8 protein-coding genes are annotated in these 7,229 nt (G+C 62.0%); 1 reads left to right on the plus strand and 7 read right to left on the minus strand.

Annotated features, from left to right (window positions below; all coding sequences use genetic code 11):
- The first annotated feature begins 157 nt into the window (after positions 1–157).
- Positions 158–1,954 (plus strand): potassium/proton antiporter, encoded by a 1,797-nt coding sequence (locus tag M6D32_RS11040; protein WP_298255939.1) that lies wholly within the window; start codon positions 158–160, stop codon positions 1,952–1,954.
- Between the two features lie 167 nt (positions 1,955–2,121).
- Here the strand turns inward: M6D32_RS11040 and modC are convergent, their stop codons facing one another.
- The 7 genes from modC to M6D32_RS11075 all read right to left on the minus strand — a co-directional run.
- Entirely contained in the window at positions 2,122–2,802 is a 681-nt protein-coding gene (gene modC / locus M6D32_RS11045; RefSeq protein ID WP_298255940.1) for a molybdenum ABC transporter ATP-binding protein, read from the minus strand.
- A 164-nt stretch (positions 2,803–2,966) separates the two neighbouring features.
- Positions 2,967–3,662: a molybdate ABC transporter permease subunit gene (modB, locus tag M6D32_RS11050; RefSeq protein ID WP_298255941.1), complete on the minus strand. Its 696-nt coding sequence runs from the start codon at positions 3,660–3,662 to the stop codon at positions 2,967–2,969.
- A 15-nt stretch (positions 3,663–3,677) separates the two neighbouring features.
- Positions 3,678–4,463, minus strand: a complete 786-nt coding sequence (modA, locus tag M6D32_RS11055) for a molybdate ABC transporter substrate-binding protein (RefSeq protein ID WP_298255942.1) — start codon at positions 4,461–4,463, stop codon at positions 3,678–3,680.
- 185 nt (positions 4,464–4,648) lie between these two features.
- Positions 4,649–5,155 carry a hypothetical protein gene (locus M6D32_RS11060; protein WP_298255943.1) on the minus strand — a complete coding sequence of 169 codons (507 nt, stop codon included), beginning with the start codon at positions 5,153–5,155 and terminating at the stop codon, positions 4,649–4,651.
- Positions 5,155–5,364: a TOBE domain-containing protein gene (locus M6D32_RS11065; protein WP_298255944.1), complete on the minus strand. Its 210-nt coding sequence runs from the start codon at positions 5,362–5,364 to the stop codon at positions 5,155–5,157. The genes M6D32_RS11060 and M6D32_RS11065 overlap by 1 nt, the downstream gene beginning before the upstream one ends.
- A gap of 170 nt (positions 5,365–5,534) precedes the next feature.
- Positions 5,535–6,485, minus strand: a complete 951-nt coding sequence (gene mepA, locus M6D32_RS11070; protein WP_298255945.1) for a penicillin-insensitive murein endopeptidase — start codon at positions 6,483–6,485, stop codon at positions 5,535–5,537.
- Between the two features lie 436 nt (positions 6,486–6,921).
- The coding region (locus M6D32_RS11075) for a hypothetical protein (RefSeq protein ID WP_298255946.1) at positions 6,922–7,229 on the minus strand (308 nt) is incomplete at its 5' end.

The following is a 7,229-nucleotide window of genomic DNA, read 5'->3' on the forward strand; positions in this document are numbered from 1 at the left end:
CAGCACCCACCTTCACGAACTTCGGAAAGTCATGGGCACTAGCAAACTTATTGATTCTAGTACCGCTTTATCGATCTGAAGTCCCGGATCGAATTCGCCGCTTGTGGTGCAGGGACTTCAGATCGGCGGTACTAGAGCAAGGATTTACGTAACAGCCATGGCCTCTCTCGACTCCGTCAGCCTAGCCATCCTGCTCGGTGCAGTGCTCGTCATGGCGGGCATTTTGTCGAGCCTGCTGGCGCTGCGCTTCGGCGCGCCGCTATTGCTGGTGTTTTTGCTGATCGGCGTCATCGCGGGCGATTCCGGCCCCGGCCAGCTCGAGTTCAACGACTTGCGCAGTACCTATCTGGTCGGATCGGTGGCGCTCGCGCTGATCCTGTTCGATGGCGGCCTGCGGACGCGCTTCCAGAACATCAGCGCCGTGCTGGCGCCATCGATGGTGCTGGCGACCGTCGGGGTGTTGCTGACGGCGCTTATCACCGCACCCATCGCCAAATATATCCTCGACCTGAACTGGGCCGAAGCGCTCCTGGTTGGCGCGGTGGTGGCATCGACCGACGCGGCGGCGGTGTTCCTGCTGGTACATGCGCAGGGCCTGCGGCTGCGCCCGCGCGTGGGTGCGACACTGGAAGCGGAGTCCGGCACCAACGATCCGTTTGCGGTTTTTCTCACGCTGATGCTGGTCGAACTGATTTCCGTCGGCGGCAGTTCTTTCGCCCATGTCGCGATGGAGCTCGGCCGCGAGGCAGTGCTGGGCGCGGTGGCTGGAATTGTCGGCGGCCGGCTGGTGGTGCTGGCGCTCAATCGCGTGGCCCTGCCGCAGGGGTTGCATGCGCCCTTCGTGCTCACGGCGGCGCTCGTGATATTCGGTGTCGCGCAGATCGCCCACGCCTCGGGTTTCCTGGCGGTCTATCTCGCCGGCATCATCATCGGCAATCGGCCGACCCGCGCGCACAATTCGGTGGTGACGTTCCTGGACGCCGCGACCTGGCTGGCGCAGATCGTTATGTTCGTGCTGCTTGGGCTTCTCGCCTCGCCGCAGCGTCTGATGGGGAGCGTTGGACCTGCTGTCGTCATCGCTCTGGTGTTGATGCTGGTGGCGCGTCCGCTTGCGGTGTTTGTTTGTCTGTTGCCGTTTCGCTTCAATTGGCGCGAGAAGGTCTTCATCGCCTGGACCGGCCTGCGCGGCGCGGTTGCGATCTTCCTGGCATCGATACCGATGCTGGTCGGCCTCTCGAAGGCCTATCTTTACTTCGATGTCGCCTTCGTCATCGTCGTGATTTCGCTGCTGCTGCAGGGATGGACGCTGGCGGCGGCCGCGCGGCGGCTGCATGTCGCGCTGCCACGCACCGACCGTGGCCCTCGCCGGGTCGAGCTCGATCTTCCCGGCCAGCTCGAGCAGCAACTGGTCGGCTATCCTGTGCGGCCGAAAAGTCTGTTTTTCCGGCGCGGCCTCACGCCATCCTGGTCGAAGGCGACGCTCGTGATCCGCGACGAAAACATTCTATCGCCGGTGGAAGCCGAACCGGTTCGGCCTGGCGACTATATCTATCTGCTCGCGCCGCCGGAGAAGGCGGAGGCGCTCGACCGTTTCTTCGTCGACATGCCGCCGAGCTCGGCGCCCGATCCGCATCTGCTCGGCGATTTCACGGTGTCAGGCGAGCACACGTTGGGCGAACTGGCAGAGGTCTACGGCGTCAAGGTCAATCCTGACGAGACGGCACTCACGCTCGCCGACTATTTCGACATCCATCTCGATCACGCGCCTAGAGAAGGCGCCGCGCTCGAGCTCGACAGCATTGTTCTGGTGGCGCGCAGCATCAGCGGCGGAAGGGTCAGCGTGATCGGTCTTCGTCTGCCTGAAGATCCGGATGAGATGCCGCCGCCTCCGCCGCCGCTAAAGCTGCTCAAGCAAAAATTGGCCAGTTTCTGGTCGTCAGTGGCCGGGATCTGAAAACAAAATGGCGCGGGCGGCCCCGCAGGCCCACGCCATCAATTCAGATTTGGTTCGATGTCAGTAGCGGGCAACGTCAGCCGTCAACGACAACAGCGCGTTTGCCTTTACCGAGATCATTAACGGAAGATGCGACGCTTGCCGAGAAATGCAGGCTTTTGGGAACGTCAAGCAGGCTCGGTTGCTGCAGGCAGCACTTCGCTGCCGCCAAAGGCCGTCACTCGGCCGCGCCGGACGATTGCAATCTGCGTCGCCAGCTTCCGCATCTCTGATGCATCATGGCTGACATAGACCATGGGCACGCCGGCTTCGTCGCGCAGGCGAACGAGGTAGGGCAGAATGTCTTCCTTGCGCTCTTCATCGAGCGATCCCAATGGTTCATCCAATAGCAACAACCGCGGCTCGGACAATAGCGCCCGCCCCAGCGCGACGCGCTGGCGCTCACCGCCCGACAGCCTTCCTGGACGGCGATCAAGCAAATGGCCGATGTCCAGAAGCTCGGTGACGCGCTGCCACAGGGCGGCATCTTCCGCGAGGCGGTTCATGCGCCGCCCGTAGTTGAGATTTTTGCGGATGTCGAGATGCGGAAACAGCCGCGCATCCTGAAAGACATAACCGATCCGGCGGCGGTGAACGGCGACGTGCAGCTGTCGCGACGTATCATCGAGCGTTTCGCCGTCGATCGCGATCGTGCCGCGGTCGGGCCGCAGCAGGCCTGCAATCATGTTGACCAGCGATGTCTTCCCCGCGCCGGAAGCGCCGAACAACCCGGTGACGCGGCCCTCGCTCGCGAACGAGGCTTCGATCGCAAATTCCCCCAGCTGCTTCGTGACGTCGACGCTCAGCATGACTAGTGCCCTGATTCCGAAGTTCGTATCATTTTGCGGCCCCCGGTTTACGAACTTCGGAATCGACAGGACACTAGTAAATTCATAATTCTAGTGTGGCTTTGGTTCAGAAGTCCACATGACGAACTCGCGGCAATATGGATGTGGACTTCTGAACCGCCACACTAGTTCCCGTGCAGGCGCAGAAGGGCGCGCCGGGCAAACCATTCGGAAGCAATGAGAGCGGCGGTCGCCATCAAGGTCGATACCACGACCAGCCGCATGGCCGCCGCGTCGCCATCGGGGGTCTGGATCAACGCATAGATCGCCGATGAGATGGTCTGGGTTTCGCCGGGAATGTTCGACACAAATGTAATCGTCGCGCCGAATTCGCCGAGCGCCTTGGCAAATCCGAGCACCATTCCGGCGAGCACGCCGGAGAGTGCGAGCGGCAACGTCACGGTCAGAAATACCTGCCAGGGCGCCGCTCCGAGCGTTGCCGCAGCTTGCTCCAGCCGCCGGTCGACGGCCTCGATCGAGAGCCGGATCGGCCGCACCAGCAAGGGAAACGACATGATGCCGCAGGCGAGCGCGGCGCCGGTCCAGCGAAAGGCAAAGACGAGACCGAGATGTTCGGCGAGCCACGCCCCGACGGCGCCGTGGCGGCCAAAGGTGAGGAGCAGCAGATAGCCGGTGACGACCGGCGGCAGCACCAGCGGCAGATGGATGACCGCATCAAGCAGCGCCTTGCCCCAGAATTCACGCCGCGCCAACAGCCAGGCGACCGCAATCCCGAGCGGCGTCGCCACCAGCGTTGCTACGGTCGCAACGCGCAGCGAAAGCAGGATAGCCGTCCATTCCGTGGGTGAGATGTCGAACACGCCGTTCAAATGCGATCAGGACGAGGGGCGGACGAGGAAAGCAAATCCGTATTTCTCAAAAATGGTTTTTGCGGCCTGCGAGTGCAGGAAAGCAAGGTAATTGAAGCTGGCGGGACCGGCCGATGTGGTTGCCGCGACCGGATAGATGATTGGCGGATGGGAGTCAGCCGGGAAGGTGCCGACGACCTTCACTTCGGGCTCGACCTTCGCGTCAGTCGAATAGACGATGCCGAGCACGGCTTCGCCGCGCGCCACCAGCGTCAGCGCGGCGCGCACGCTTTCGGCCATGGCGAATTTCGGCGCCGCGGCCTCCCATGCGCCGAGCCTTTCCAGCGCGGCCTTGGCGTATTTGCCGACCGGGACCGAGTTCACGTCGCCGGTCGCGATCCACCCATTGCCGGCGAGTTTGGCGAGATCGAAGCCCGATGCGATCGTGACCTTGCCGATCGAAGAGTCCTTGGGTGCGATCAAGACGATGCTGTTGCCGAGCAGGCTGGTCCGCGTGTCCGCCTTGATGGTTTTCTGCTTTGTCGCGTAGTTCATCCAGTCGGTGTCGGCCGACAGGAAGACATCGGCGGGTGCGCCCTGGTCGATTTGCCTGGCGAGCACAGAGCTTGCCGCATAGCTCGCGGTGACCTTGACGCCGGTCTTGGTGGTATAGGCTGCGTCGACCTCGTCGAGCGCGTTTTTCATCGAGGCCGCGGCAAAGACGGTCAGGCCCTTTTCCTCAGCCGAGGTGGGCGGCGAGAAAAGGCCGCACGCGATTGTGAGGCCAAAAGCAAGTTTGATTAGCCGTTGCATGAGTGTGCGCTCCGCGCCCGAACGTCGCGCCAATTGGCGCGCAAAATCAGGCGTTGGTCCGTGATGGCACGCGAGAAGCGAAAGCGCCGTTTCGCTAGCCCCGCCGGCTTACGGCCAGCGGGAACTTCGCTTTGAAAACAATAACAGGCCGACGGTTCAGGTCAAAGAGGCCAAACGCCGCCCGTTCATTCCGACGGCAGGATGGCAACCGACAGCGAATTCTGTCTGGCGCCGCTGATCTGAAGCACGAAGGGGCTTGCCGAAAGATCGTATTTCATGGTCTTGCGGATGCCCTCGCAATCCCTGGCGCCGCTGAAGGCCGTCGGCTTGACGAAATGCCCGTCCTGCACCACGTCGATCCAGGCACCGCTGGAAAGGCTGATCGTGTAACTGCCCGCCTTCGGCGCAGAGGTGACCTTCGTGAATCCGGCGAAGGTGCCTTCCTTCGGCGCGCGCTCCGGCGGAGTCGGCAGTTTGGCGTCGGCCGGCGTCACCAGCGCGACCGTCACGGCGGTCGTCGGCAAGGCCGCGAGCTCACTCCCGGTGTTGAGTTTCGCGCGATCCGGCGCCGTCAGCGCGGCCCGCGCGTGGTCGATATTCCATTTGAACTTGTCGCAGCCGCTCGGCTCTTCCGCTGCAAATGCGGGTGCGGCTGCAAGCAAGGTCAAGGCAACGAAGAAGGATTTCCGCATCAATCGACCGCGATCATGACGTCAGAAGCCTTGACCATTACGGTCACATGACCCTTGGCCTTGATGCCGAGTTCGTCGACCGCCTCATTGGTGATTGACGACGTGATGACGTGGCCGTTGCCGATATCGACCCGAACATGGGAGGTCGTCGCACCTTTCTTGACTTCGAGAACAGTGCCCTTGATCTGGTTGCGTGCACTAAGGCGCATGATGGTCTCTCCACATGATCGGCCTCGCTCAATCGGCGGCGGGCACGATGTTCTTCTGATAGAAAAGAAGATGGGATTGCCGTCCCGGCTACGCCGCGGTGCTTACGGCATCAGCGGCAGGGGGGTTTTAACCCAATCGAGACCTGCGCGATAGGGTTGCCACGCCAATGTTAGGGCTTGGCATTTGGCGCGGCCAGCACGTGGCGGCACTCGCTCGGCAATTGCGCCAGCGTCAGTCCCGGCTTGGGCTTGGCCGGCTCCGGCGACGGTTTCGGATGGAGCACCTCATCCTTGAACCAGTAAGCAAGATCGGCCGCCCTGCAGGCCTCGCCCTCCGTCGGCTCCGGCTGGCTTTTGCAGGTGCTGCTGCCGGCCGGACATCGGATCCGGATGTGAAAGTGATAGTCGTGGCCCCAGTACGGGCGGACCTTGGCGAGCCAACTGCGATCGCCCTTGGCCTCCCGACAAAGCGCCTTCTTGATCGCGGCATTGACGAAGATGCGCTCGACGCTCGGCTCCTGCGCGGCGTCGCGGACGACGGCCAGATGCTGAGGTGTCCACGCGTGCGGATCGATGTCGAGCCGATCGGCACGCACCATCATCACGGCCGACATCTCTTCGCGTTCATTGCGCGACAGAAGGTGGTTCGGCATCGGCGTCAACCAGATGTCGGCGTCAAGCCCGACTTGATGGCTGGCGTGGCCGGTCAACATCGGGCCGCCGCGCGGTTGCGACATGTCCCCGACCAGGATGCCCGGCCAGCCCGCGTCCTTGTGCGCGTTCGCCGACAGACGCTCCAGCAAAGCGATCAGGTTGGGGTGCCCCCAATTGCGATTGCGTGACAGCCGCATCACCTGCCACGTCGGACCGTTGATCGGCAAAGCGTGCGCGCCGGCAATGCAGCCCTTGGAGTAGAAGCCGATCACCTGCGTCGGCATGGCGGCGGGCAAAACCTTGCGCCCGAACAACTCCTTGGCTGCGAGTTTGGGATCGTTTGGATTGGTAAGGGGCGGCAGCGGTTTTGGATCGACGCTGCCTTTGTCCTGGGCCAACGCGACAGAGTTGCCGGCACAGATCAGCACGACCAGAAATATCGGGATCAAAAGCGGGCGGCGATTCATGGCCACACTCTACGCGACGTGCGAGAGGCGGGGAATTCACTAGTGCGGTGAATTTGAAGTTCCTATCAGTTTCGCCTTGAGTTCGTTATAGGAACTTCAAATTCAAAGCCGCACTAGAAACAATAAGTTGCTAGAGCTCCTTCGATTCCGAAGCTCGCATCGGAGCGGCCGCAATAGCTTGCGAACTTCGGAATCGGAGCTCTAGTCGGAGAAAATCACCTCACACGCGGCCGCGCTTGTTGGCGTGATAAGTCAGCGCCAGCGCCACGCAGTGTTCCAGCGCGTCTTTCGGCAGTTCTTCGGCCGCGTCGAGCAGAATGCACCGATTGCCTCCATAGGTCAGCTCCGGATAAAGCTGACGAAAGGTCTCGACCAGATTGGTCTGGCAATGAAAGTAGAGCGCATACCATACCGCGCGGGCTCTGACCTCACCTGATCAATCCGGATCGTGCTGCCGCTTTTGCTGTCGGTGGTGAGATAGCTCACCTGTCCCCATTTGAGGGTCTCTTCCAGCGGGCCGACGCCGTTTGTCCTTTTTGCGGTATCGAGGATCAAGCGGCGAAGGGCGAGAAGCTTTGTTCGCACCCGTGTCGGATAGCTGCTGAAGGCTGCTGCCACTTTGGGGCTTGACGGAGCCGGACGATGGCTTGGCTTCGCTTTTGTCGGGCTCTTTCTTGAGAGGCTCGGCATTGCCATCCACGTCGTTGCGGCTTGAATGCAGCTTAATGCGCACAACGCTCAAAC

This window comes from Bradyrhizobium sp. (genome assembly GCF_027307225.1).
GTDB lineage: Bacteria > Pseudomonadota > Alphaproteobacteria > Rhizobiales > Xanthobacteraceae > Bradyrhizobium.

Bases quoted from the DNA above. Each gene is read 5' to 3' on its own strand.
- M6D32_RS11040 (WP_298255939.1), top strand. From the start codon at position 158: ATGGCCTCTCTCGACTCCGTCAGCCTAGCCATCCTGCTCGGTGCAGTG.
- modC (WP_298255940.1), bottom strand. From the start codon at position 2,802: ATGCTGAGCGTCGACGTCACGAAGCAGCTGGGGGAATTTGCGATCGAA.
- modA (WP_298255942.1), bottom strand. From the start codon at position 4,463: ATGCAACGGCTAATCAAACTTGCTTTTGGCCTCACAATCGCGTGCGGC.
- M6D32_RS11060 (WP_298255943.1), bottom strand. From the start codon at position 5,155: ATGCGGAAATCCTTCTTCGTTGCCTTGACCTTGCTTGCAGCCGCACCC.
- M6D32_RS11065 (WP_298255944.1), bottom strand. From the start codon at position 5,364: ATGCGCCTTAGTGCACGCAACCAGATCAAGGGCACTGTTCTCGAAGTC.
- mepA (WP_298255945.1), bottom strand. From the start codon at position 6,485: ATGAATCGCCGCCCGCTTTTGATCCCGATATTTCTGGTCGTGCTGATC.